Origin of the sequence: Ferruginibacter lapsinanis, from assembly GCF_020783315.1 — a bacterium.
Taxonomy (GTDB): domain Bacteria; phylum Bacteroidota; class Bacteroidia; order Chitinophagales; family Chitinophagaceae; genus Ferruginibacter; species Ferruginibacter lapsinanis.
Window position 1 is genome coordinate 1159864 of sequence record NZ_CP086063.1, and the last position, 21988, is coordinate 1181851.

The following is a 21988-nucleotide window of genomic DNA, read 5'->3' on the forward strand; positions in this document are numbered from 1 at the left end:
TTACTTTTGATCGTTAAAACAAAAACAGACAAATGAAACTTTTGGAAGGTAAAACAGCCATTATTACCGGAGCTGCCCGTGGTATTGGCGAAGCGATTGCAATAAAATTTGCAGAAAATGGCTGCAATGTAGCGTTCACTTATGTAAGTGATGGAAGTGCAGAAAGAGCAAGATCATTAGAAGAAAAATTGACAGGCCTTGGCGTTAAGGCCAAAGGATATAAAACCAATGCAGGAGATTTTGCTGCCAGTGAAACTTTTGTAAATGATGTTTTAAAAGAATTTGGGGCGATAGATATTTGTGTGAATAATGCCGGTATCTCAAAAGATAATTTACTGCTTCGCATGACACCTGAACAATGGGATGAAGTAATGACGGTAAATTTGAAAAGTGTTTTCAATATGACCAAGCAGGTTATCAGACCAATGATGAAAGCCAAAAGCGGAAGTATTATCAATATGAGTAGCGTGATAGGTGAAATGGGTAATGCCGGACAAAGCAGTTATGCTGCCAGTAAAGCCGGGGTTATTGGGTTTACAAAAAGTGTGGCAAAAGAATTAGGTAGCCGCAATATTCGTTGCAATGCAATTGCGCCGGGTTTTGTTGAAACAGATATGACCAGTTATTTAAAAGAAGGTGATGCGGCAGATAAATATAAAGCAAGCATTCCATTAGGAAGATTTGCAAGTGCAGAAGATATTGCTAATGTTACTTTGTTCTTGGCATCAGACCTAAGTAGTTATGTTACAGGACAAACGATCAGTGCATGCGGTGGATTAAATATCTAAATAGTTGTGTCATAAAATTGTTAAACATTGTTAAAGCCCCTGTTAAAAGGGGTTTTGCTTTTATATTTGCAGTCTGCATGAGGATGAAAAAAATCATATCGGTATTTTTAATACTTGTAATGTTGATACAGATACTTCCAATACGAAGTGTCGTAAAGTATTTTTTCATCGATAATGTTATTACAGAAGAAATTTTACACGCAGATAAAGGAGCAACAAAAAATTTCAGGTTTATCGATGAAGATCACAAATGCCTTCCTTCTGATTGGTATCTTACTCCTCAATTATCTGCAACAGTCAACACAATTTTATTTCATTTTGATGAAATGCTTCCGGCCTCTTATCCGGCAGATGTTCAAACCCCTCCTCCCAACCGGGCATAATCTCTCTTTTTTATTTCAATTCAATTAGTGTTATTTCATTCACCTGATGGTGCTATGGTAGTCATGGTATGTATGCTTTTCAGAGGTGTCGACCTGTCGTCTCCTGCATCGTTGTAGTATAAAATCAATTTATGATCAAGAAATTTTTTCAAACCGGCGCTGCAGACCTTTCAGCGTCGATTGTGGTGTTATTAGTAGCATTGCCTTTGTGTTTGGGCATTGCGTTAGGGTCCGGGGCTCCTTTGTTTTCAGGAATTATTGCTGGTGTTGTCGGTGGGATTATTGTTGGCGCTTTAAGCGGGTCTCAATTAAGTGTGTCAGGTCCGGCAGCCGGCTTAACCGTTATTGTAGCTACAGCTATTTTAAAGTTGCAGGTATTTGAGGCTTTTTTGTTGGCGGTAGTAATAGCCGGTGTATTACAAATTATACTTGGCTTTATTAAAGCCGGTGTGATAGGAGATTATATTCCTAATTCTGTAATTAAAGGAATGCTAGCAGCTATCGGCCTTATATTGATACTAAAACAATTTCCGCATCTGGTAGGCTATGATGCAGATTTTGCCGGAGACGAAAGTTTTGATCAAGGAAATAAAGAAAATACTTTCTCCGGCATTTTTAATGCGATCAATTATATAACGCCATCAGCGTTGGTTATTGGCGGGGTATCTCTATTGATCTTAATGTTTTGGGAACAAAAATTCGTGAAATCAAAAAAGTGGCTCCAATTAATTCCCGGCCCACTGGTTGTTGTATTGGCAGGAACGATAATCAATGAATGTTTTAAATTGTATCAACCTGATTATGCATTGGAAGCAAAACATATGGTGGCATTGCCCGAAGCATCCAGCATGAAAGAGTTTTTATCCTTCTTTACATTCCCTCAACTTAAATATCTCAACAATCCGGATGTGTGGGTAACTGCAGTTACACTGGCGATAGTTGCAAGTCTTGAAACCTTATTAGGTATCGAGGCGGTGGACAAGCTTGATCCTTTGAAAAGAGTGTCTCCTCCAAACAGAGAATTGAAAGCCCAAGGGGTTGGCAATATTGTGTCCGGCTTATTAGGAGGATTACCGTTGACATCAGTTGTAGTAAGAAGTTCAGCTAATGTAAACTCGGGAGCTAAAACAAAACTTTCAACTATTTTACATGGGGCATTTATGTTGCTTTGTGTGTTTTTTATCCCCTTTATTTTAAATAAGATTCCTTTGGCAGCGCTTGCAGCAATACTTATTTTTACCGGGTATAAATTAGCAAAGGTTTCTTTATTCAAGGAGTTTTACCAAAAAGGCTGGGACCAATTCATGCCATTTGTAATTACCATCTCAGCTATTTTAATGACAGATCTGTTAAAGGGCATACTTATAGGTATTGCAGTGGGTTTGTTTTATATGATAAGAAGTAATTTCAGGTCATCTGTTTTAGTAGTGAATGATCAGAATAAATTTTTATTCAGATTAAGAAAGGATGTTTCTTTTTTGAATAAACCTATCATTAAAAAGAAGCTGGAAGAAGTAACGGAAAATGCTTTCGTATTGATTGATGCAACAAGAGCCGATTTTATAGATAAGGATGTGATAGAAGAGATCAATAACTTTATGACACATGCCCATCTTAAAAATATTGTTGTAGAAATAAAAAAGAGCCAGTATAAACAAGTACATTTATTATTCAATGAACCAATTTTAATAAACAAAGAATTATGACAACATACGAAAAATTATTATTAGAAAATAAAGCCTGGGCACAGGAACAAAAAGAAGAAGATCCGGATTTTTTTAATCGTTTATCTTCTTTGCAAACGCCAGAATTTTTGTGGATAGGTTGCAGCGATAGCCGTGTGCCGGCAGATAAAATAACGGGAACACAACCCGGAGAAATATTTGTGCATAGAAATATTGCGAATATGGTGGTGCATACTGATGTGAATCTCTTAAGTGTGCTGGATTATGCTGTTAATCATTTAGAGGTAAAACATGTGATCGTTTGTGGACATTATGGTTGCGGCGGTATTAAAGCAGCAATGACAAACCAGGATTTTAAGCCGGTTTTAAACATGTGGCTTCGTAATATAAAAGATGTGTATCATCAATATATGCAGGAGTTAAATGACATTAAAAATGAAGATGATAAAACAGACCGTTTGGTAGAGTTAAATGTGAAGGAGCAGGTAATGCATCTGGCACAAACTTCTATCATTCAACGAGCCTGGAAGAATGACCGCCGCCCTCATTTGCATGGCTGGGTGTATGGTTTAAAAGATGGTATTATTAAACCAGTTTTAGAAGTACAACCCGGAGATAAGATAGATCCTCTGTATGAGTATGACAATTTGTAATAAAAAAACGGTCCGCATTTGCGGACCGTTTTTTTATTGAGGTTTATTTTTTTCAATTGCTTTTTTTGCAAATTCACTTAATACCAGTCTGCCACTGATCTCTGCTCTTTGTTTTAATAATTCATCCCAATGCTCTGTGCCTCTCCAGAATATTTTTTTCATTTCAGCCATGGCTGAAGGAGACGAATGAGCTAATGTATTTGCTAAACGACTGATTGACTCGTCCATATTTTCTATATTTTCATGTAACTCAGCAAACAAACCTTTTCTTTTTGCCCAGTCGCTATTACGCCACATGGTAGCATCAATAGCTAAAGCAGAGAATGCAGCAACCCCTATTTTTCTTTCTACCGCAGGGCCAATTACAAATGGTCCAATGCCGATAGCCAATTCACTTAATTTTATATCAGCATTGGTAGTAGCAATGGCGTAATCAACAGCACTGATCAAACCAACACCTCCGCCAACACACTTTCCTTGTATTCTTCCAATAATAAATTTCGGGCATTTACGCATGGCATTAATGACATCGGCAAAGCCATTAAAAAAAGTCTGTCCTTCCGCTTCTGTATGAATGGCACTTAATTCATCAAAACTTGCGCCTGAACAAAAAACCTTTTCCCCGGCACTTTTAAGTATGATAACTTTTGTTTCACTATGGTTGCCGGCAAAATGAATTTCTTTTGCCAGTTCTTCCAATGTTTTTTTAGGGAGAGAATTGCCTTTTGGATGAGAAAACTCTATGGTAGTAATTCCTTTATGAGTCTCCGTATGTACATGGCCCTTTTGTGTTTCCTGTTTCATATGACTAGTATTATTTCCTGTATCAAATCTAACAATACTTATTCTAAAAAAACAGTATAAAAAGAAGAACTCTTTTCCTAATTTTATGAAATGAAAAAAGCACCTGTTGGGTTACAGATGCTTTTACTTTATAAGAAAAAATGTTAAGCCAGGGCGTCGATCTCTTTACATAACCTGTCAAAGATATCATCAATACCACCTTCGCCTTTTATCAATACCACTTTATCAAATTGTTTATAATAATCGGCTACAGCAGTAGTTTTGTTTTGGTATTCGGTGATCCTTGCTCTGATAATAGTTTCGTTGGTATCATCTGAGCGGCCACTTGTTTCGCCACGTTTAAGCAAACGGTTTACTAATTCTTCTTCACTAACATCTAAAGCCAGCATTACGGCTATTGAAGTGTTTTTTAATTCCAATAATTTATCCAACGCTTCTGCCTGGGCTGCGGTTCTTGGAAAACCGTCAAATAAAAAACCTTTTGCCTGTGGGTTATTGTCTAACGCTGAACTGATCATACCAATTACCACTTCATCCGGAACCAATTGCCCTTTGTCCATGAAATTTTTGGCTTCCAGTCCTAAAGGAGTAGCATTAGCAATTTCTGAACGTAACAGATCTCCTGTGCTAAGGTGTTTTAATCCGTATTTTGCGATTAATTTCTCACTTTGCGTTCCTTTTCCACTGCCCGGAGGGCCAAAAAGTATTAGATTGAACATGATTTTCGGCTGATTGTAAATTGAGTGGCAAATATAATATACGAATTTTAGAAATGCTTTAACAATTCGCTCATTTATGCAAAAAACTTTTACCCCGGACCTTTCGTAAGTTGTAATTGTTTAATTATAACACAATTGTCAATGATAAACAGATTATTTTGCATCTCATTAGTTTTTGTGGCAACGATTGCAAGCTGTTTTCAAAATAAAAAAGATCTAAACAATAGAAATATGGATACCAATAAAAAAGATAATCCCTTTTACTCAAATACCGATTCTTCAAAATTGGCAATAAGCAATGAAGAGTGGAAAAAGGTTTTGCCGGAAGATGTATATGAGATAGCGAGAAAAAAAGGAACTGAAAGGGCTTTTACAGGCAAATACTGGAATTCCAAAGAAGGAGGAACTTACTATTGTGCCGCTTGCGGATATCCTTTATTTAATAGTAATGGAAAATTTGAAAGCAGCTGTGGCTGGCCAAGTTTTTTTGAACCGATCTCAAAAGGAAGTATTATTTATGCTCCGGATAATACGTATGGGATGAAACGAACTGAGGTAATGTGTGGCAGGTGCAAAGCACATTTGGGACATGTTTTTGAAGATGGTCCTCCACCAACAGGTTTGCGATATTGTATCAATTCTGTAATTCTGGATTTTGAGAAAAAGGAGGAGTAAACTTTCTAATTCAAGTTGTTTAAAAATACAAAAGGCTTCAAACCCTCTTTCAGAAAGGCTTTTCGAACAATTGAATGCTTATTTGTAACCTTGTATTTATTCAGATCTATTATTTCGTGGGCAATGATCAAATTATTTAAACGCTCCACATTTTTTAATAATTCATGTAACTTCTCCACCTCAAACTCGATAGCCTGCGGACTCATTAATTCTTGATTAAATAAAACCAGTAGATCCCGGTTAAAGTTATTCATTGGAGCAAGACGTTTATTGTTATACTATATCAATATTAGTAACCAACCAATCCTTTTTTACTAGGACAACCACATCCGCTTTTTTTGGATGAGTTACAACTAGTAACAGTGATGGCTAACACCAAAAGAAATAGTAACGATATTTTGGAAATTAATTTCATATGCTTTCAGGTTACTAAATTAAACTATTTTCACAAATAAATATTGCATATTGTAATGCGGTCTGAAGAATTTAACAATTTAAATAAACAACCCAACATACTGGTTGCGCCACTTGGCTGGGGCCTGGGCCATGCTACCCGTTGCATCCCAATCATTAAAGAACTTATATTGTTGAAGTGCAAACCCATTATTGCCGGCGATAATAAAGTTGTTGCTTTATTAAAAGCTGAATTTCCCGAAGTAGATTTCTTGCCATTAGTAGATTATAATATCAGGTATAGCAGGTCTAAATACTGGATGCCGCTAAAAATGCTGCTACAGGTACCACATATTATAAAATCAATGTATATTGAAAACAGGTGGCTGAAGGGTGTAGTAAAAAAATATAATATTGATGCGGTCATATCAGACAATCGTTTTGGATTATACCATTCATCTGTACCGACAGTGTATATCACTCATCAATTATTAATTAAAACCGGGAATACGCTAAGCGAATGGGTTGCTCAAAAAATTCATTATCATTTTATAAAAAAGTATACCAGGTGTTGGGTGCCGGATTTTGCCGGTAACAATAATTTAGCAGGAGCACTTTCGCATCCGGTATCAATACCATCAAATGTAATGTACATAGGGGGGCTTTCAAGATTTGAAAAACGGGAAGGGATTGAGAAAAAATATGACCTGCTGATCGTTATTTCCGGCCCTGAACCACAAAGGACGATCTTCGAAAAACTATTATTACACCAGTTGCAAAACTATAAGGGTACAGTGCTGCTTGTAAGAGGCCTGCCAGACAATAGCCCGGTTATAACAGCATTCAACAGTGTTACAATAAAGAATCATTTATCTGCAAAAGAACTTTCTATTGCCATACAGCAATCTCAAAAAGTAATAAGCAGATCAGGATATACCACGGTAATGGATATGGTAAAATTGCAACAAAAAGTAATTCTTGTTCCCACCCCCGGACAAACAGAGCAGGAGTATTTAGCCGATTATTTATATGAGCGGAAAATATTTTTCTGCCTGCGGCAGAATGAGTTTATTTTGACAGACGCTATTTCTCAATCAGATAAATTTTCTTACAGCAAATACATATTTGATATGAACAACTATAAAGACGCTGTAAAAAATTTTACAGATAGTTTATAAGTTGTTTTTTGGATAATCAAAAAACAGGAACTCTTTTTTTGCCTTGTGAAAATCGCTCCATTTATCGGAGTCGATCTTTATTGCAAAGATGGCGCAGGTGGGCATATCATACATTCTTTCAGTTTTTACCACTTCGTTTACAAAATAGGTAATGCCGGGGTTATGAGAAAAAACAGCAACTGTATGATGATTGTCATCCAATTCGGAGGCTACTTCATAAAAAACTTCAGGGGCGGCATGGTATAATTTAGAAAGAAAAAATATCTCGTTAGCTTCTCTTTTAAATGCTGCACAAAATAATTCTGCAGTTTTTTTTGCTCTTTTTGCAGGACTGCTTACGAATGCATCGATAGTGATTTGTTTATCCAATAAACGTTGTGCCATTATTGGCGCATCTGCTTTTCCCCGTTCATTCAGGGGGCGCTCAAAGTCATTGCCAAAAAAACTTTGGTCACTTTTAGCATGACGTATGAGAAGGAGCGTTTTCATTACTGTTAAAAGTAAAACTCAAAATCAGCAATTCAAAATTTAAAAATGACCCATGAATGAAAAAATGTCAATTCGCATACCAACATCCGTAATTTGTACTTTCTTTAGTACCCTCTCACATTTTTTCCTTCCATATAATTCATAAACGCCTTGTTCACTACACGGTTTCCTCCGGGAGTGGGGTAATTTCCGGTAAAGTACCAATCGCCGGTATTAGTAGGACATGCTAAATGCAATGTTTCAATTTTCTGATAGATCACATCTACCGGAATGGTTATTTCTTTTGGTGTGATCAACTGAGCAATTTTATTAGAGATCTCTTCTAAGGTAAAAGGTTTGTACACCTGGCGTACCACATTCTCTGTATGTAACTGATTATTGCGTTGAAGTTCTTTACATTTGGTCAGTAATTCTTCCAGCAATCCTTCTTGTTTTGTTTCGTGCAATAGTTCAATAACAGCTCTGAATGCAATAAAATCACCCAGTTTGCTCATATCAATTCCATAACAGTCAGGATAACGTATCTGCGGAGCAGAAGATACAATAATAATTCTTTTAGGTTCCAGCCTTGCCAGCATCCGAATAATACTTTCTCTCAATGTGGTACCTCTTACGATTGAATCATCGATCACCACCAATGTGTCGATATTCTTCCGAACTGTGCCGTAGGTAATATCGTAAACGTGTTGTACCATCTCGTTTCTGCTGCTGTCTTCAGTAATGAAAGTACGCAGCTTTACATCCTTAATGGCTATTTTTTCAAAACGCACTTTTCGGCTGATCATTTCCGTTAGTTTCTCTTCATCAAAATCTTTCCCCCAGCTTAAAATACGTTCTACTTTTATTTTTTTGAGATAATCATCAGCTCCTTTTACCAATCCGTAAAAAGCTGTTTCTGCAGTATTTGGTATAAAAGAAAATATAGTATTTCTCAGATCGTAATCGATCGCTTTCAACACAGGCTCGCTTAAATATCGGCCCAGCGCCTTTCTTTCATTATATATTTTTTCGTCACTACCACGACTAAAATAGATCCTTTCAAAACTACAAGCTCTTCTTTCTTTAGGTTCAACAATTTGCTGAATACTGTAATTGCCATCAGGGTCAGCAATTAAAGCATGTCCCGGCATTAACTCCTGCACTTCATTTTCTCCCACATTAAAAGCTGTTCTGATAGCTGCACGTTCGCTGGCAGCAACAATCACATCATCGTTTACATAGTAATATGAAGGCCGGATACCATGCGGATCTCTTACTACAAAGGCATTACCGTTACCAATCAATCCGCTGAAATTAAAACCGCCATCAAAAAGCGGAACAGCTTTTTTCAACACTTTTACAATATCTAATTTTCCGGGAAAAGCTTCATCCGCTTTCACCAGAAAATGATGCAATACTTCCATCATGGCCGCCAGATCACTCTGACGTTGGAAAACACCCGGATCAACATTGATCAATCCAAACAATTCTTCTGTATTAACCAGGTTGAAATTGCCGGCTAATGCCAGGTTTCTTGTTGGAATGGTATGACGTTTTATAAATGGATGGCAAAATTCTACATTATTTTTTCCCTGTGTACCATATCGGAGATGGCCTAGTAATAACTCGCCCAAAAAATTCACATGCCCTTTCATTAAACCGGGATGGTTTTTTATATCGGGCTGAAATTTTTCAATTTCATCAATTTCTTTACCAATTTGTTGAAACAGATCAGCAATTGGCTGACTGGCACTACTACGGATACGATGCAGAAATGGATAGCCGGGTTCTACATTCAACTTTACAGTGGCAATACCAGCTCCGTCTTGTCCACGGTTGTGCTGCTTTTCCATTAGCAGGTACAGCTTATTAAGGCCATACAATACAGTGCCATATTGTTGTTGATAGTAACTAAAAGGTTTACGAAGTCGAATGAAAGCAAGGCCACATTCGTGTTTTATTTCGTCGCTCATGAGGTGATGTGAGGTGCAAAGTTATAACATTCCAAAACAGTGTCAAACAAAAATCCCGATAGAAGCTATCGGGATTTTACATATTTAATTTTTTAATGTTAGAGGCCGCTCAAACAAAGGCCTATCTGGTAAGGTTTTATTGCAGGTCCTGCGCCATCTTTCAGGAATGAATTAAGTTGATAAGATCCAAATAAAGAGAAATTACCTACACCAACACGGGCTGTTCCGCACAAACGGGTAGTATTGAAGAAATTCTTTCTGCTTTCTTTAGCGGTATAAGAATTAATGGTGTTACCGTATTTGTCTTGCAGAAATTTACCTTTGGTATGTGCATTCAACATTGTACCAACTTTAACCCCCACGGCAATTTTCCAGCTTTTCTTTGTGTTCTCCGGGTTAAATGTGTAACGGATCTCAACCGGAGCTTCCAGGTATGCGGTTACTAATTTGTATTTTTTGAAATGATTCAAAGAATCCTGATTGATAAAAGGAAGAACGCCCCCACCTGCTTTTACATCTACACCCATTTTTTTAAATAAGATACTGCTGGAACCAACGCCTATACCAAAAGCCACACTCCAACGTGGATCAGTTTTAAAAGGTTTGTTCATCATGATATAAAGATTCATTCCTCTGGATAAACCTTTTATATGACTGCTGATACTATCCGGTATTCCACCCCAATGATCGCTGCTAAGCTGAAACATAATATGATCACCGGCTTTATCCAGTTCAACTTTACTCCAGTCTTTTTTCTTTTGTGCAGATACCGTTGCAGTTGCAAATACAAAAAGAACTAATATAAATTTTTTCATACTTAAATCTTGAGTGGCAAAAATAACCGCATCAGGGTTAATGAAAGGTTAAATGCCCGTGTAAAAAATTGCCCGAAATGAATCGGGCTATTTGTTTGTGGGCCCACCTGGGCTCGAACCAGGGACCACCTGATTATGAGTCAGGTGCTCTAACCAACTGAGCTATAGGCCCTGTTATTTTTACATAACGGACGGCAAAAGTAAGTAAAATAAGATATTTTGCACCCAATTTTTTAAAAATAATGTCACAAATAAAAAATATCATTTTCGATCTGGGCGGAGTGCTGCTCAATTTAGATTACAATAAAACCTCTGTGGAGTTTCAAAAACTCGGTATCACTCATTTTGACGACCTGTTTACGCAGTTCAAAGCCAATACGCTTTTCGAAGACCTTGAAACCGGAAAAATATCAGCCGATAATTTCTATCAAACGATACAACAATATTGCCGGCCCGGAGTAACAAAGCAAGAAATGGAATTGGCCTGGAATGCAATGTTGCTGGATTACCGGGAAGAAAGCCTGGCTTATTTAACGGAGTTGAAACAGCGGTATAATTTGTTCCTGCTCAGTAATACCAATAGTATACATCTGGCTGCAATACAACAATTGTTTACCAGACAAATAGGAGATAAGCCTTTATTAGATGATTATTTTACCAAGGCCTACTATTCACATATCATACAAATGCGTAAACCATATGCATCAACGTATGAATTTGTGTTAAAAGATGGGAATATGCTGGCATCCGAAACATTGTTCATTGAAGATTCTATTCAAAATGTAGAAGGAGCAAAAGAGTTAGGTATACAAACGCACTTGTTGTTGCCTACAGAAAAAATCGAAAACTTAGGATTATAATTTAACAGGGCAGAGCAGCAACCAATTATTTCATCTCTTCAAACTCAATATAATCAGCCTTATCAGGCTTAGGAGCACTGCTTTTTACAGTAGAGGCTTGTGATGGCTGTTCTCTGTTGTACTGATTCATTTTTTCCTGCATCTGACTATGCATATCGCCAAATTGCTTCTTTACCTGTTTGGTTGTTTTAGCAACAGGAATAATAAAATCAAATATCAATTTATATAAAAGATAGAATGCAAAAAGTTCTATAACTACTCTAAAAAGACTCATGAAGCAAAGGTAAAACCCAAATAGTAATAGTTGTGTTAAAATGAGGGCTATTTTTCAGTAAGCGGTTAATTTTCGGTGAGCAGCCATATACTATCGGTAGAATTGGAAGGGTAAGTTTAGTTGCTGAAAACCTTAAATATAAAGTATATAAACCCACCAAACGAGATCAATGGCAATAATACTGCAATTGTTTTTTGTGTGGCAAAAAGCCGGATGCTTAGCATCATATTTCCAATGAACAATAAAGGGTAAGCGATTATTAATAAGAATAGAAGAAAAGTGAGTCCAAAGTTTTTAGGGTTATCAAACATAAAGATGGATGCAAAGAAAACCAGCGGCCATACAACGATTGCAGACAAGCCCAAAAAATTCAATCGGATAAACCATTTGGGTAATGCTTTATTGGTGTAGAGAGATCGAAATTTCGATAATAACTCTTGAAGTATACTTGGTTTGTGCATTGTAATATTTTTTTCAGACCTGGTGTATATTTACTCACTTGCTGTTTTTATATCTGTCAAATTAGCTAGCCATCATTTTCTTTAATTCATCTTCCAGCTTGTCGAAATTTTCTTCATTTTTATCAACCACAAAGGCTTTTAATTTATTGCATTCTTCAGGTGTATCAAATATCATTCTGAATATTACTTCGGTGCTGTTTGAAGAAATTTTGTGAAAGGTGGTTAAAATTTTAAATAGTGGTTTTGAGTGACGTTTCCATGATATCAGTTCCATAGGAACGATCTGTGTAAACTCACATTCGTTGGGGTAATTGCCTTTGTCGGGACCATGCATAATAAAACTCCATTTCCCGCCCACACGAAGATCAAATTCATTGAATGTATTGGTGAAACCTTTTGGTCCCCACCAGCTTGCAAGATGTATCGGGTCTGCCCATGCCTTATATACGATTGCTATTGGAGCATGTAATTTCCTTTTGGTTACTATTACACAGTCGGTAGTTGTTTCCATTTGTGTTGACAATAATTATTATAAAAAAGGATGCTTGAACTGCGGAAATTTTTTCTTTCTTTCGTTCAATGCTTCCATTTGTTGTTGGTCTTCGGTAGCATCGTATACATTGTCCTTTCCGAAAAAAAGTTTGTCTTCATGAAAGAAGTATAAACACCAGTTTAGTGTGTTGTCAAATACCATCATATCAGACATTATAAAAAGATCAGCGGAATATTTGATCACCATTTTCCAGGTGGTTAAAATAGCCTGGTCATTCCCATCTTCTAAAACAAATAACCATGTATCAAAAGCGATGCCTCTATTATGCAGCCATTTTTTTAACAGTTGTTTACTCTCATCGTTGCGCCTGAAATCACTAAACTCTTCTACTGTTTTAAAATTGCCTTTTTCAAAAGGGGCCCACCCGCCACCTGTTAAGAGGTGAGCGTCGGAAGAGAAGTCCCAGATATATTTGCTGGCAGTTGTATCTAGAAATAAAATTTGCGCCTGATGTGTTTCCGGGAGTTGATCAAACGCTGCGCCATTACCGAATAAGGTCCACCCCTCGGGTCTGTTGATGGTGAAGTTTTTTATGTTAGTGAGGTCAACCATGTAGTCTTTTACTCAGTGTAATTTCAAAATATTTTGTTGAAGTTAAAACTAAAATTGAAAGATAGGAGTATACGCAAGTGTACATGTATCTCTACTTTATGATTAATTCTCTGCATCACAGATACGCTAACGCAGCGTTGCCCGTGCTGAATTGCTACTTGGGGATACAATGTCCAGTCCTGCTTTTGCCAATACTTTTGTTGGCAGCACTTCGCAATTAACTGACAGTTAAATTAATTCCCTTCCTTAGAGTATTGTGAATCTCCGCGACTTTATCTGTATGCTCAATGAGGGCTTTAATTTCCTCAGCTGTTGCATCTGCAATCACATTTGCTTTGTATTTAAAATTTGTACCAGGGGCCCCCTCTGCGCCAAACTCTCCAGTTACAATTACTTCTACATCGGAGACAATGATATTTTTTTTAATAGCCTCACGATAAATGTCATTGCAAAAACAAGTTGCCAATGAAAGAAGTAAGAGTTCCCCGCCATTTATGGATGAGCCATAGCCCGAAGCTTTGGGAGGAATAGATATTTCTTTTATTGAGTCGTTTGTTTGAACAGTTGTTTCAAACTGATTCAATTTACTTTTTATGCTTGCTGAAATTTTCATTCCTGTAATAATTTTAACTCTGAAGCAGTTACAGCCAACTCAAATATATACGCTAGTTTTGAATTCCGCAAATAAACAGATTTATGCCAATTGGCTTATTGTCAGCGTGTTATAATTAAATCATTCTTATTTTAAACCTGATTTTTAATATTGCCCCCGGCAATTTTAAAAATGCAGTCTTCTTTCATCTGAAAATCAGAACCTAACCATTTTGCCAACTATCTCACTTAAAGCCTCCAGACTCGACCAATACTTGTTTTTGCCATTTAACCAATCTTTACTATATTTGCAATGGACAAAGACAGAAAAGAAGGGAACGGAAGCGTTCCCTTCTTCTATTATCAGGACTCATGACTCAAGACACCACCATAGCGGCAATAGAAAAATTAGTATTACAAGTATTGTCTCATATTGAGGCAACGGATGTGTTTTTAGTATCGGTTAAAATAAAACCTACTAACAATATCAAGGTTTTTTTAGATGCAGATTCGGGTTTAAGCATTGAAAAATGCGTAAAGATCAACCGGGCTATGTATAAAATCATTGAGGAGAATGCCTGGTATCCTGATGGGAATTTTTCATTGGAAGTGTCAAGTCCGGGTGCGGAAGAGCCACTTAAGCTATTAAGACAGTACAAAAAAAATATCGGCAGAAAAGTAGAGATCACATTGAATGATGAAGTGAAGGAAGAAGGGAAATTGTTAGAAGCAGATGAAGAGAAAGTAGTAATTGAACAAACAACAGGAAAAAATAAAAAAGCGGTAACGCTTACCAAAGAGATTGCTTTTAGTGATATAAAGCAAACTAAAATAGTGATAGCATTTTAATTTAACCACAAAACTCCCCTACCGGCGGGGATACAAAGTGAGAGGCCGGAAAGGTTTATGGCACGTATTAATTTGATTGATTCCTTTCAGGAATTTAAAGAGGCAGAAAACATTGATCGTCCTACGTTGATGAAAGTAATGGAGGATGTGTTTAAGACACTGATCCGTAAAAAGTATGGTAGCGACGAACAGTTTGACGTAATTGTAAATGACCAGAAAGGTGATTTGGAAATCTTCCGTCGCCGTACGATCGTTGATGATGGCGATATCTATAATACATTGACTGAGATTGAATACAGTGATGCTATTAAAATCGAACCGGATTACCAGGTGGGTGAAGAATTGTACGAAGAAGTGGATATTCAGAAAGAATTTGGCCGTAGAGCGATTCTTGCCGGTAAACAAACGTTGGCAAGCCGTATCAACGACCTGAAGAAAAATTTATTGATCAAAAAATACGATGATCGCATAGGTGAGATCGTTAGTGGTGAAGTATACCAGGTTTGGAAAAAAGAAGTGTTATTGTTAGATGAAGAAGGAAATGAAATGATCCTTCCTAAATCTGAACAAATTCCTTCAGACTACTTTAAAAAAGGCGAAACTGTAAGAGGTGTGGTTAAAAAGGTAGAATTGAAAAACAATCAGGCGGTGATCATTGTTTCAAGAACAAGTCCTGCTTTCTTAGAGAAATTATTGGAAATTGAAGTGCCGGAAATATTTGATGGTTTGATTGTAGTGAAAAAGATCGTTAGAGACCCAGGAGAAAGAGCGAAAATTGCAGTAGAAAGTTTTGATGACAGGATCGATCCGGTGGGAGCTTGTGTGGGTATGAAAGGTAGTCGTATACATGGCATCGTTAGAGAGTTAAAAAATGAGAACATTGATGTGATCAACTGGACAAGCAACGTACAGTTACTGATACAACGTTCATTGACTCCTGCTAAAATTACCAGCATCGATATCAACGAAGAAACAAAAAGAGCAACAGTATATTTAAAACCTGATCAGGTTTCTCTGGCAATCGGCAGAAGAGGCGTGAACATTAAACTGGCTTGTGAATTGACTGGCTACGAAATTGATGTTTTCCGTGATGCTGAAGATGAAGTAGATGAATTTGATATTGATCTGGATGAATTTACAGATGAGATCGAACCATGGATCATCGACGAACTGAAAAGAGTTGGTTGTGATACAGGTAGATCAGTATTAGCATTAACAGCAGAAGAATTAGAGAGAAGAACAGATCTTGAAAAAGAAACTATAGCAGATGTAAGAAGAGTGTTGTCGGAAGAATTTGAGAAAGAATAAAACTAGTTTATAGTTTATAGTTCGTAGTTAGGAGCTCTTTAACTACAAACTACAAACTGCGAACTAAAAATTAAGAACTAAAAACAAAGAATGTCAGAATTAGCAACAAATACACCCAGATTGATGGCTGCGGCCAAGGAGTTTAACATAGGTAAAGATACCTTGGTAGACTTCCTTGTGTCCAAAGGATTCAATAATGATGACCTGAAACCCACGGCCAAACTCACCGAAGATATGTACCGTGTGTTACAGGCAGAGTTTCAACAGGATAAAGCCGCCAAGCAAAAAGCTCAACAGGTAGATCTGCCAAAAGGAGCAGGAGCTAATGAACCTAAAAAGAAAAGAGACGAAGAGGATCTTTCTTTCAAGAAAAAAGAAGCAGCAACTCCTCCGCCTCCGCCAACTCCACAACCTGCAGTGGTTGAAGAACCGGTAGCGCCGGCAGCTCCGGTGGTAGCAGCAGAGCCTGCAGTAGCAGCCCCTAAAGAAGAGGAACAGCCTTCGGGAATTACTAAGGTAGCGGCTCCTGAAATTGATGGTCCGAAAATTATTGATAAGATAGATCTGGATGCTATAGATTCTTCAACAAGACCTAAAAAATCTACCAAAAAAGCAGAAGAGAAACCTGCCGAAGAAGAGCCTAAAAAATCTACCAAGAAAAAAGAAGAAATAAAGCCTGCCGAAGCAGTTGCTCCAACTCCTGTTACACCAACACCACCAGCAGCTCCGGAACCGGATGCGCCTGCGGTGATTGAAAACATTCAGGCAGCCAAATTAACCGGTCCTAAAATTTTAGGAAAAATTGAACTGCCGGTTGATAATGATACTCGTCCGAAAAGAGGAGAATCGGAAGCTCAACGCAAACGCAAAAGAATTCCTATCGAGAAAAAAGGAGGAACTCCTCCGCCTCAAGGTGGTCAGGGTCAACCTCAACAAGGACAGGGAAATCGTCCTCCATTCCAGGGTGGTGGTAACCGTCCACAAGGTGGTGGCCAGCATCAAGGTGGCAACCGATTCAACAATAATAGAAATGCAGCTCCTGCACCACGTGGCGACAGAGAAATTGATGCAAAAGAAATTCAGGATAAGATAAAGGAAACACAAGCTAAACTTTCTGGCGGTGGCGGCAGAGGCAAAAGCCTTAAAGCTAAATACCGTAAAGCAAAGAGAGATGAACTGGCAGAACAAAGAGGTGCAGACGGAGAAGGTAGCAATAAACTTCAGGTAACAGAATTTATTTCTGTAAGTGAATTGGCTGGTTTGATGGATGTAAGTTTTGCAGACATCATCAGCAAATGTATGGCGTTAGGTATCATGGTATCTATCAATCAGCGTTTGGAAGCCGATGTAATTGAACTGGTTGCAAGTGAGTTTAATTATGAAGTAGAATTTATCGGAGTTGAAGATGTTGCTGAAATGGAAGAAGAAGACGAAGATGACAGTGAAGAAAATCAACAACCAAGAGCGCCGATAGTTACTATCATGGGGCACGTAGATCATGGTAAAACATCTTTGCTGGATTATATCAGGAACACCAATGTAATTGCAGGTGAGGCCGGCGGTATCACTCAGCATATAGGAGCATACGAAGTAACGTTAAAGGATGGACGAAATATCACCTTCCTGGATACACCTGGTCACGAAGCCTTTACGGCGATGAGGGCCCGTGGTGCAAAAGTTACGGATATTGCAGTGATAGTAGTTGCAGCGGATGATGCGGTGATGCCACAAACAAAAGAGGCTATCTCCCATGCACAAGCAGCAAACGTACCGATGATCTTTGCTATTAATAAAATAGATAGAGACGGTGCTAATCCTGAAAAAATTAAAGAACAATTGGCTGGTATGAATATCCTGGTTGAAAGCTGGGGTGGTAAATATCAAAGTCAGGAGATAAGTGCAAAACAAGGATTGAACATCGATCTGTTGATGGAAAAGATCTTGTTGGAAGCTGATATACTTGAATTAAAAGCTAATCCTGATAAGCCTGCTAACGGAACAGTGATTGAAGCATCGCTGGATAAAGGCCGTGGATATGTGGCTACTATTCTTGTACAAAACGGTACATTGAGACAAGGCGATATGATTGTATCAGGTCAATACTTTGGTAAGGCAAAAGCTATGTACAACGAACGTAACCAACGCAGTGAAATAGCTCCTCCATCTACCCCGGTATTAATATTAGGGTTGAATGGTGCGCCACAGGCAGGTGAAACTTTCAAAGTATACAGCGACGAAAGTGAAGCAAGAGAAAAAGCATACTCACGTGGACAGATATTGAGAGAACAAGGAATGAGAGCTAAGAAACATATCACGTTGGATGAGATCGGACGTAGATTAGCTTTAGGAAACTTTAAAGAACTGAACGTTATCATTAAAGGTGATGTGGATGGTTCGGTAGAAGCGTTGAGTGATTCATTACAAAAATTAAGTACCGAAGAAATTGTGGTGAAAGTGATCCATAAAGCCGTAGGTGCTATTACAGAAAGTGATGTTACCTTGGCAAATGCATCGGATGCGATCATCATTGGATTCAACGTTCGTCCTTCAATGCAAGCGGCACGTTTGGCAGAGAACGAATCTATACAGATCAAGTTGTACTCAATTATCTACAATGCAATTGAAGAAATTAAGAGTGCGATGGAAGGTATGCTTGAGCCGGGTGTTGAAGAAAAAATACTGGCTAACGTCGAAATTAAAGAAACATACAAATTTGATAAGGCTACCGTTGCAGGTTGTATCGTGTTGGATGGTAAGATCGCAAGAAACAATCGCATCCGTTTGATTAGAGATGGTATTGTTAAGTACACCGGAGAATTAGCAAGTTTGAAACGTTATAAAGATGATGCAAAAGAAGTGACCACTAATATGGAGTGCGGATTGACCATCAGAAACTATAATGATATACAACCTGGAGATATCGTAGAAGCATTTGAAGAAGTAGAAGTTAAACGTACGTTGTAATTTTTTTGAACCGGGCATTGTGACTTTGTTCAACAGTAGTGGCGTCGCACTCTTGTACAGTAACGCTTTATTGAGCTCCTTCGCAGGCAAAAACATTTGTTAAATAAACTAAAGTAAAGAGCTATTGCAGAAATAGCTCTTTACTTTTGAAAAATATTTTTTTCTAATGAAGCACATTTTCTTATTCTTTATTTCTCATTCCTTATTCCTTGTTTCTCAGGCACAGCAGCAAAAAGTAGTGGCAGATAAAATTATTGCCGTGGTAGGTAATAAAATTGTTTTAAAAAGTGAGATCGACAATACGATTTCAGACATGAAACGTCAGGGAGTGGAAGTACCTGATAATGCAGAGTGTTTAACACTTGAACAGGCAATGGGTGTAAAAGCATTGGTATTACAGGCAGAAAAGGATTCCATCCCGGTATCAGATGAAGAAGTCGCAGCAGATATTGATAATCAAATAAGATATTTTATAAATGCTTATGGCTCTAAAGAAGAGCTAGAAAAAATCTCAGGCAAATCGATCTATCAGATAAAAGAAGATTTTAAAGAAGGGTTTAGAGATAGAAAATTAGCAGCGGCTATGCGTAATAAAATTGTTGATGGCATACGCATTACTCCTAATGAAGTAAAAATTTATTTCGATAAATTACCTAAAGACAGTTTGGCGTTTTACGAAAGCGAATTGGAAATAGGACAAATAGCTGTTTATCCAAAAGCAAGCAGGGATGCAGAAGAATACGCAGTGGAACAATTGAAAGAGTTCAAGCAACAAATAGAAAGCGGAAAAAAAGATTTTTGCAGGTTAGCTGCATTGTATTCTGAGGATCCGGGAAGTAAAGACAAATGTGGCGAGTATGAGATCAATAGGAGTGAAAAGCAATGGGACCCTCTTTTTATGGCAAAAGCGTTTTCGTTGAAAGAAGGGCAAATATCAGCTCCGTTTAAAACCCGTTTCGGTTATCATATTATACAATTGGTAAGCCGTTCCGGAGATGATGCAGTAGTAAGGCATATCCTTAAAATACCACAAGTAACGGCGGTAGAATTAAAAACAGCCGTTCAAAAATTAGATAGTGTAAGAGATAAATTGGTGACTGGTAAAATTCAATTCGGCGAAGCGGTTTCTAAATACAGTGATGATGAAAGTAGTAAGTTTACGGGAGGTAGAAAACAAAATGCTGAAGGCAGTACCTATTTAACGATCGATCAACTGGATAAGGATATGATACCGGCAATTAAAAATCTGGTTCCGGGGCAATACTCAAAACCAACAGAGTTCACTGATGAAAGAGGGAAAAAAGGAATCCGTATCGTTTATCTGATCTCAAAAACAGAACCACACAGAGAAAATCTGAAAGATGATTATGGTAAGCTGGCTGCAAGAGCATTGGAAGACAAGAAAGGCGAAGCCCTGGATAATTGGTTCAACAAAAAAATATTAGGTTATTATATTAAGGTAGATGAACAGTATAAAAGTTGCCCTGAAATATCAAAATGGGTAAAAGCTTCTGCCGTTAATGTAAATTAATACAAAATAAAATCTGCTTGTAAGCGTATAGCCAAAAGCTATACGCTTTATTTTTGCAGTAATACAGGTAAATAAATGATTCTTTCATTTCTGAAATGAAGAAATAAAATAAAATATTTTGATAGAAAAAAAACAACAGATAAAACGGGAGGATAAAACGGTGCTGGTTGGTGTTATTACATCCGATCAGACTGAGCAACAGTTGACAGAATACCTGGATGAGTTGGCTTTTTTGGCTGAAACAGCAGGTGTGATCGCAGTAAAGAGGTTCACACAAAAATTAGCACATCCGGATAGTAAAACATTTGTAGGAAAGGGTAAACTGGAAGAGATCAGGAAATACGTGAGTATGAATAGAGAGGTTGAACTGGTGATCTTTGATGATGAACTGACGGGCTCTCAGATCCAGCATATTGAGAAAGCGTTGGGAGTAAAAACCATCGATCGCAGTGATTTGATATTGGACATCTTTGCCAGCAGGGCAAAAACGGCGCAAGCCAAAACGCAGGTAGAACTGGCGCAATACCAATATATTTTACCCCGACTAAAAGGTATGTGGAAGCATCTGGAAAGACAGGGGGGGGGCGTAGGAACAAGGGGGCCAGGTGAAACAGAGATAGAAACGGATAGACGTATTGTAAAAGATAAGATCAGTTTATTACGTAAACGTCTACTCGAAATTGACAAACAATCTTTTACTCAAAGAAAAGAAAGAGGTGAATTTATACGAGTGTCATTAGTGGGATATACTAATGTGGGTAAATCAACCATAATGAATCTGTTAAGCAAGAGCGAAGTGTTTGCAGAAAATAAATTATTTGCAACATTAGATACTACCACCAGAAAAGTAGTGTTTGAACAAACCCCTTTTTTATTGAGTGATACAGTAGGGTTTATCCGAAAGCTGCCGCATCATCTGGTAGAAAGTTTTAAAAGCACATTGGATGAGGTAAGAGAGGCTGATATTTTATTGCATGTAGTTGATATTTCTCATCCACAATATGAAGAACAATTGGCAGTGGTAAATAAAACCCTCGCCGAGTTAGGAGCCGCTGAAAAGCCAACCGTTACTATTTTCAATAAAATGGATAAGTATGAAGACCAGGTATTCGATGAATGGTTGGAAGAAGGCGTAAAAAAAGAGATATTGGCAGATCTGAAACAACGCTGGCAAAATGAGACAAAAGATAATTGTGTATTTGTATCGGCACTGGCCAAAACTAACATTGATAACCTCCGCCAAACGATTTTAAACAAGGTAAGGGAGATGTACCGCATCAGGTACCCGTATAAAGCGGAGTTTTTTTATTAAAAATCGCTAAAAACATTAAAAATTTTGCGATAAAAAACTAAAAACCCCTTATTTTTGCACTCCCTTTTAAAGGTCTTGAGGTTCAAGTCCTGAAGGGGGAGAAAAAAACATATTCCTCCTTAGCTCAGTTGGTTAGAGCATCTGACTGTTAATCAGAGGGTCTCAGGTTCAAGTCCTGAAGGGGGAGCAGATAGGGTAA

23 protein-coding genes and 2 tRNA genes are annotated in these 21988 nt (G+C 37.7%); 13 read left to right on the forward strand and 12 right to left on the reverse strand.

Annotation, left to right across the window (positions count from 1 at the left end; all coding sequences use genetic code 11):
• Window positions 1-32: 32 nt before the first annotated feature.
• From fabG to LK994_RS05070, 4 genes are all read left to right on the forward strand, one after another.
• Window positions 33-788: a 3-oxoacyl-[acyl-carrier-protein] reductase gene (fabG, locus tag LK994_RS05055; RefSeq protein WP_229761804.1), complete on the forward strand. Its 756-nt coding sequence runs from the start codon at window positions 33-35 to the stop codon at window positions 786-788.
• Window positions 789-907: 119 nt separating this feature from the next.
• Window positions 908-1171, forward strand: a complete 264-nt coding sequence (locus LK994_RS05060) for a hypothetical protein (protein WP_229761805.1) — start codon at window positions 908-910, stop codon at window positions 1169-1171.
• A gap of 131 nt (window positions 1172-1302) precedes the next feature.
• Window positions 1303-2877: a SulP family inorganic anion transporter gene (locus tag LK994_RS05065; protein WP_229761806.1), complete on the forward strand. Its 1575-nt coding sequence runs from the start codon at window positions 1303-1305 to the stop codon at window positions 2875-2877.
• On the forward strand, window positions 2874-3509 hold the full coding sequence (locus LK994_RS05070; protein ID WP_229761807.1) for a carbonic anhydrase: 636 nt from the start codon (window positions 2874-2876) through the stop codon (window positions 3507-3509). The genes LK994_RS05065 and LK994_RS05070 overlap by 4 nt, the downstream gene beginning before the upstream one ends.
• A 33-nt stretch (window positions 3510-3542) precedes the next feature.
• Here the strand turns inward: LK994_RS05070 and LK994_RS05075 are convergent, their stop codons facing one another.
• Window positions 3543-4313: an enoyl-CoA hydratase/isomerase family protein gene (locus tag LK994_RS05075; RefSeq protein ID WP_229761808.1), complete on the reverse strand. Its 771-nt coding sequence runs from the start codon at window positions 4311-4313 to the stop codon at window positions 3543-3545.
• Window positions 4314-4456: 143 nt separating this feature from the next.
• Entirely contained in the window at window positions 4457-5032 is a 576-nt protein-coding gene (locus LK994_RS05080) for an adenylate kinase (protein WP_229761809.1), read from the reverse strand.
• 231 nt (window positions 5033-5263) lie between these two features.
• Here LK994_RS05080 and msrB point away from each other — a divergent pair, with 231 nt between their 5' ends.
• The gene (gene msrB / locus LK994_RS05085; RefSeq protein WP_229761810.1) at window positions 5264-5707 is read left to right on the forward strand and encodes a peptide-methionine (R)-S-oxide reductase MsrB; all 444 of its coding nucleotides are present in this window, start codon (window positions 5264-5266) and stop codon (window positions 5705-5707) included.
• Between the two features lie 5 nt (window positions 5708-5712).
• Here msrB and LK994_RS05090 read toward each other — a convergent pair whose 3' ends face one another.
• Window positions 5713-5961, reverse strand: a complete 249-nt coding sequence (locus tag LK994_RS05090) for a hypothetical protein (protein WP_229761811.1) — start codon at window positions 5959-5961, stop codon at window positions 5713-5715.
• Between the two features lie 216 nt (window positions 5962-6177).
• On the opposite strand from LK994_RS05090, the gene LK994_RS05095 reads away from it, so the two are divergent.
• On the forward strand, window positions 6178-7278 hold the full coding sequence (locus LK994_RS05095; RefSeq protein ID WP_229761812.1) for a glycosyltransferase: 1101 nt from the start codon (window positions 6178-6180) through the stop codon (window positions 7276-7278).
• On the opposite strand, the gene LK994_RS05100 is transcribed toward LK994_RS05095, so the two are convergent.
• The 4 genes from LK994_RS05100 to LK994_RS05115 form a co-directional block, all read right to left on the reverse strand.
• Window positions 7273-7767 carry a SixA phosphatase family protein gene (locus LK994_RS05100; protein ID WP_229761813.1) on the reverse strand — a complete coding sequence of 165 codons (495 nt, stop codon included), beginning with the start codon at window positions 7765-7767 and terminating at the stop codon, window positions 7273-7275. The two genes, LK994_RS05095 and LK994_RS05100, sit on opposite strands and share 6 nt — an antisense overlap.
• A 104-nt stretch (window positions 7768-7871) precedes the next feature.
• Window positions 7872-9719 carry an amidophosphoribosyltransferase gene (locus LK994_RS05105; RefSeq protein ID WP_229761814.1) on the reverse strand — a complete coding sequence of 616 codons (1848 nt, stop codon included), beginning with the start codon at window positions 9717-9719 and terminating at the stop codon, window positions 7872-7874.
• Between the two features lie 98 nt (window positions 9720-9817).
• Complete coding sequence (locus tag LK994_RS05110; protein ID WP_229761815.1) at window positions 9818-10534, reverse strand: outer membrane beta-barrel protein; 717 nt, start codon at window positions 10532-10534, stop codon at window positions 9818-9820.
• 98 nt (window positions 10535-10632) lie between these two features.
• Window positions 10633-10706, reverse strand: a tRNA-Ile gene (locus tag LK994_RS05115).
• Between the two features lie 70 nt (window positions 10707-10776).
• Between LK994_RS05115 and LK994_RS05120 the strand changes: the two genes are divergently transcribed.
• Window positions 10777-11394 carry an HAD family hydrolase gene (locus LK994_RS05120; RefSeq protein WP_229761816.1) on the forward strand — a complete coding sequence of 206 codons (618 nt, stop codon included), beginning with the start codon at window positions 10777-10779 and terminating at the stop codon, window positions 11392-11394.
• 25 nt (window positions 11395-11419) lie between these two features.
• Here LK994_RS05120 and LK994_RS05125 read toward each other — a convergent pair whose 3' ends face one another.
• The 5 genes from LK994_RS05125 to LK994_RS05145 all read right to left on the reverse strand — a co-directional run bounded on the left by LK994_RS05125 (window position 11420) and on the right by LK994_RS05145 (window position 13847).
• Window positions 11420-11668 carry a hypothetical protein gene (locus LK994_RS05125; RefSeq protein ID WP_229761817.1) on the reverse strand — a complete coding sequence of 83 codons (249 nt, stop codon included), beginning with the start codon at window positions 11666-11668 and terminating at the stop codon, window positions 11420-11422.
• A 116-nt stretch (window positions 11669-11784) separates the two neighbouring features.
• Window positions 11785-12129, reverse strand: coding sequence for a hypothetical protein (locus LK994_RS05130; protein ID WP_229761818.1), 345 nt, complete (start codon window positions 12127-12129; stop codon window positions 11785-11787).
• A gap of 61 nt (window positions 12130-12190) precedes the next feature.
• Window positions 12191-12640 (reverse strand): SRPBCC family protein, encoded by a 450-nt coding sequence (locus LK994_RS05135; protein ID WP_229761819.1) that lies wholly within the window; start codon window positions 12638-12640, stop codon window positions 12191-12193.
• A gap of 18 nt (window positions 12641-12658) precedes the next feature.
• Window positions 12659-13234: a hypothetical protein gene (locus LK994_RS05140; RefSeq protein ID WP_229761820.1), complete on the reverse strand. Its 576-nt coding sequence runs from the start codon at window positions 13232-13234 to the stop codon at window positions 12659-12661.
• Window positions 13235-13451: 217 nt separating this feature from the next.
• Window positions 13452-13847, reverse strand: a complete 396-nt coding sequence (locus tag LK994_RS05145) for an OsmC family protein (RefSeq protein WP_229761821.1) — start codon at window positions 13845-13847, stop codon at window positions 13452-13454.
• Between the two features lie 350 nt (window positions 13848-14197).
• Here LK994_RS05145 and LK994_RS05150 point away from each other — a divergent pair, with 350 nt between their 5' ends.
• The 6 genes from LK994_RS05150 to LK994_RS05175 all read left to right on the forward strand — a co-directional run bounded on the left by LK994_RS05150 (window position 14198) and on the right by LK994_RS05175 (window position 21976).
• Entirely contained in the window at window positions 14198-14674 is a 477-nt protein-coding gene (locus LK994_RS05150) for an LSm family protein (protein WP_229761822.1), read from the forward strand.
• Window positions 14675-14731: 57 nt separating this feature from the next.
• Complete coding sequence (gene nusA / locus LK994_RS05155; RefSeq protein WP_229761823.1) at window positions 14732-15982, forward strand: transcription termination factor NusA; 1251 nt, start codon at window positions 14732-14734, stop codon at window positions 15980-15982.
• 90 nt (window positions 15983-16072) lie between these two features.
• Window positions 16073-18946: a translation initiation factor IF-2 gene (infB, locus tag LK994_RS05160; protein ID WP_229761824.1), complete on the forward strand. Its 2874-nt coding sequence runs from the start codon at window positions 16073-16075 to the stop codon at window positions 18944-18946.
• Between the two features lie 166 nt (window positions 18947-19112).
• Entirely contained in the window at window positions 19113-20477 is a 1365-nt protein-coding gene (locus LK994_RS05165; protein ID WP_229761825.1) for a peptidylprolyl isomerase, read from the forward strand.
• 118 nt (window positions 20478-20595) lie between these two features.
• Window positions 20596-21789, forward strand: a complete 1194-nt coding sequence (hflX, locus tag LK994_RS05170) for a GTPase HflX (protein WP_229761826.1) — start codon at window positions 20596-20598, stop codon at window positions 21787-21789.
• A 113-nt stretch (window positions 21790-21902) separates the two neighbouring features.
• Window positions 21903-21976 (forward strand) — tRNA-Asn (locus tag LK994_RS05175).
• The last annotated feature ends 12 nt before the right edge of the window (window positions 21977-21988 follow it).

Excerpts from the sequence above, each read along its gene's own strand:
- fabG (WP_229761804.1), top strand. The coding sequence starts at position 33 with ATGAAACTTTTGGAAGGTAAAACAGCCATTATTACCGGAGCTGCCCGT.
- LK994_RS05060 (WP_229761805.1), top strand. The coding sequence starts at position 908 with ATGTTGATACAGATACTTCCAATACGAAGTGTCGTAAAGTATTTTTTC.
- LK994_RS05065 (WP_229761806.1), top strand. The coding sequence starts at position 1,303 with ATGATCAAGAAATTTTTTCAAACCGGCGCTGCAGACCTTTCAGCGTCG.
- LK994_RS05070 (WP_229761807.1), top strand. The coding sequence starts at position 2,874 with ATGACAACATACGAAAAATTATTATTAGAAAATAAAGCCTGGGCACAG.
- LK994_RS05075 (WP_229761808.1), bottom strand. The coding sequence starts at position 4,313 with ATGAAACAGGAAACACAAAAGGGCCATGTACATACGGAGACTCATAAA.
- LK994_RS05080 (WP_229761809.1), bottom strand. The coding sequence starts at position 5,032 with ATGTTCAATCTAATACTTTTTGGCCCTCCGGGCAGTGGAAAAGGAACG.
- msrB (WP_229761810.1), top strand. The coding sequence starts at position 5,264 with ATGGATACCAATAAAAAAGATAATCCCTTTTACTCAAATACCGATTCT.
- LK994_RS05090 (WP_229761811.1), bottom strand. The coding sequence starts at position 5,961 with ATGAATAACTTTAACCGGGATCTACTGGTTTTATTTAATCAAGAATTA.
- LK994_RS05095 (WP_229761812.1), top strand. The coding sequence starts at position 6,178 with ATGCGGTCTGAAGAATTTAACAATTTAAATAAACAACCCAACATACTG.
- LK994_RS05100 (WP_229761813.1), bottom strand. The coding sequence starts at position 7,767 with ATGAAAACGCTCCTTCTCATACGTCATGCTAAAAGTGACCAAAGTTTT.
- LK994_RS05105 (WP_229761814.1), bottom strand. The coding sequence starts at position 9,719 with ATGAGCGACGAAATAAAACACGAATGTGGCCTTGCTTTCATTCGACTT.
- LK994_RS05110 (WP_229761815.1), bottom strand. The coding sequence starts at position 10,534 with ATGAAAAAATTTATATTAGTTCTTTTTGTATTTGCAACTGCAACGGTA.
- LK994_RS05120 (WP_229761816.1), top strand. The coding sequence starts at position 10,777 with ATGTCACAAATAAAAAATATCATTTTCGATCTGGGCGGAGTGCTGCTC.
- LK994_RS05125 (WP_229761817.1), bottom strand. The coding sequence starts at position 11,668 with ATGAGTCTTTTTAGAGTAGTTATAGAACTTTTTGCATTCTATCTTTTA.
- LK994_RS05130 (WP_229761818.1), bottom strand. The coding sequence starts at position 12,129 with ATGCACAAACCAAGTATACTTCAAGAGTTATTATCGAAATTTCGATCT.
- LK994_RS05135 (WP_229761819.1), bottom strand. The coding sequence starts at position 12,640 with ATGGAAACAACTACCGACTGTGTAATAGTAACCAAAAGGAAATTACAT.
- LK994_RS05140 (WP_229761820.1), bottom strand. The coding sequence starts at position 13,234 with ATGGTTGACCTCACTAACATAAAAAACTTCACCATCAACAGACCCGAG.
- LK994_RS05145 (WP_229761821.1), bottom strand. The coding sequence starts at position 13,847 with ATGAAAATTTCAGCAAGCATAAAAAGTAAATTGAATCAGTTTGAAACA.
- LK994_RS05150 (WP_229761822.1), top strand. The coding sequence starts at position 14,198 with ATGACTCAAGACACCACCATAGCGGCAATAGAAAAATTAGTATTACAA.
- nusA (WP_229761823.1), top strand. The coding sequence starts at position 14,732 with ATGGCACGTATTAATTTGATTGATTCCTTTCAGGAATTTAAAGAGGCA.
- infB (WP_229761824.1), top strand. The coding sequence starts at position 16,073 with ATGTCAGAATTAGCAACAAATACACCCAGATTGATGGCTGCGGCCAAG.
- LK994_RS05165 (WP_229761825.1), top strand. The coding sequence starts at position 19,113 with ATGAAGCACATTTTCTTATTCTTTATTTCTCATTCCTTATTCCTTGTT.